This window comes from Cupriavidus sp. 01L46, assembly GCF_056399905.1.
Genome location: NZ_JBFTSF010000550.1, coordinates 1 through 1,910, shown reverse-complemented (window position 1 = coordinate 1,910; position 1,910 = coordinate 1). Strand labels below are relative to the sequence as shown.

General features: G+C 66.1%; 2 protein-coding genes and 1 pseudogene. 1 reads left to right on the top strand and 2 read right to left on the bottom strand.

All coding sequences use genetic code 11. The annotated features are described in order from the left end of the window. Positions 1-116 precede the first annotated feature (116 nt). The gene (locus tag AC1DS3_RS38210; RefSeq protein WP_441640408.1) at positions 117-497 is read left to right on the top strand and encodes a DUF427 domain-containing protein; all 381 of its coding nucleotides are present in this window, start codon (positions 117-119) and stop codon (positions 495-497) included. 24 nt (positions 498-521) lie between these two features. Here the strand turns inward: AC1DS3_RS38210 and AC1DS3_RS38205 are convergent, their stop codons facing one another. Both AC1DS3_RS38205 and AC1DS3_RS38200 read right to left on the bottom strand, forming a co-directional pair. Continuing rightward, a complete protein-coding gene (locus AC1DS3_RS38205) occupies positions 522-1,325 on the bottom strand; it encodes a GntR family transcriptional regulator (protein WP_441640409.1) in 804 nt (267 codons plus the stop codon). A 202-nt stretch (positions 1,326-1,527) separates the two neighbouring features. Beyond that, positions 1,528-1,910, bottom strand: a pseudogene (locus tag AC1DS3_RS38200) (MFS transporter); the annotation flags it as partial.

Here is a 1,910-nt window from a genome sequence, read left to right as displayed (position 1 = left end):
GCGCAGGGCGGTGCAAGGCGCACATTGAGACCGGGCAAGCTGGCGGGTTCGCGCGTAGCATTGGCGACTACGCCGGCTACGCCGACTACGCCGCTACACCATCAGGAAGCCCAGCCATGACCAGCAAGCCCATCAAGATCCCGGGGCCCGATCATCCGATCGTCATCGAAGCGAACCCCGCGCGCGTCGTCGTGACGCTCGGCGGCGCCGTCATTGCCGACACCCGCAACGCGCTCACGCTGCACGAGGCATCCTACCCGGCGGTGCAGTACATTCCGCGCAAGGATGTCGATATGTCGCTGCTGGCGCGCACGGACCACGCCACCTACTGCCCGTACAAAGGCGAGTGCGCTTACTACAGCATCCCCGCGGGCGGTGAGCGATCGGTCAATGCGGTGTGGACTTACGAGGCGCCGTATGCCGCCGTCGAGGCCATCAAGGATCACGTGGCTTTCTACCCCAGCCGCGTCGATGCCATCGTGCAGCAGCAGGGCTAGCCGGTGAACGCCAGCGCGGAGCACTTAGCCGCGCGGCACGTCGTGGACGAACTGCCCGGCGCTTAGCGTGTTGACCTTGTCGCCCGAGATATCCATCAGGATGCGGCTGCGTTCCGGGGACATATACACAGTGATGTACTGGACCGGCCGCGACTCCGGGTCATGCAGCAGGCGCACCAGCTTGAGCAGCGGCGCGCCAACCTCCGTGCGCAGCCAGCCCGCATAGGCGGGGTCGGCCGCCTGGGCCGTGATTTCCTGCACCACGCGGCCAAACTTCACCCCCTGCGCCATCAGGATCTCGTAGAGCGCGTGCTTGCGCAGCGCCGCTGCCGACACGCGCTTGCCCAGCGCGGCGGGAACCCATGCATCCGTCAGCATCACCGGTGTGCCCTTGATGCTGCGCAGGCGCAGCGCGTGCACTGCTTGTTCGCCCGGGGCGAGTTGCAGCAGTTGGGCAATGTCCGCCGGCGGCACGGCCGTGGTCACCTCAAGGACCTCGACGTCCGTCTCCAGCGCAGCTTTGCGCAGGCCGTCGATCACGCTAAGGCTCGGGCTGCTGCGCCCCGCCGGCATGTCCGCCCGCACAAAGGTGCCAAGGCCATGGCGCCGCTCCACCAGCCCAAGCGCCGCCAGCTCGGATAGCGCCCGCCGCACCGTGATGCGCGAGACGCCAAAGCGCTCGCACAGTGCTTCTTCTTTCGGCAAAGCCCCCGTTTCCGCATAGACGCCGCGCGTGATTTCGTCGCGCAGCACGAGAAAGAGCTGCCGGTGCAGTGAGGTGCCGGGCATATGGCCCAGTGGTGTAGGGGAGTCGGTCGTGCGCGGCATGGGGTGGCGGCTGAGTGACGCAGGCAGCATAGCACAACGATTCTGAAGCAAATCCCCCTGTCGTGTTGGGCTCTATTCAGTTGTATTTATAATATAAACACATAAACTTTGGTGGCAAGAAAACCCCCGTTTTCGTTTTCGCCTGCCGCTGGCACAGCGTCTGGCGGCAACGCTGCCCGGCAGCGGGACATGACCGAACCCATCAGCCAGCGCGCCGCGCCGGCACCGCCTGGCGCGCTGGCAATTCATCTTTCATCAGCAGGCGCACCAGGACGGCGCTGAGCAGCGCAACCCCGGCGGCCACGCAAAGAATCCAGGCGAAGCCATCCGCGAAGGCGGTGCGCGCAAGCGGTTCCAGCACGCTGCGCAGCGGTGCTTGCACATCGGCCATCGCGCCGTGCAGGTCGCCGGCAACCACGCGCGGGATGATGTGTGCGGCCATGCCGGGCATCATCTCCGAGCTTTCTTCATGCGCGCGCAGCGCCGTGTCGAATATGGCCTGGGTACGGTAGGCGAGCAGGCCGCCGAGCAAGCCGAAGGACAGCACGATCGCGCTGAACCGCGTGGTGGTGCTGATGCCAGACG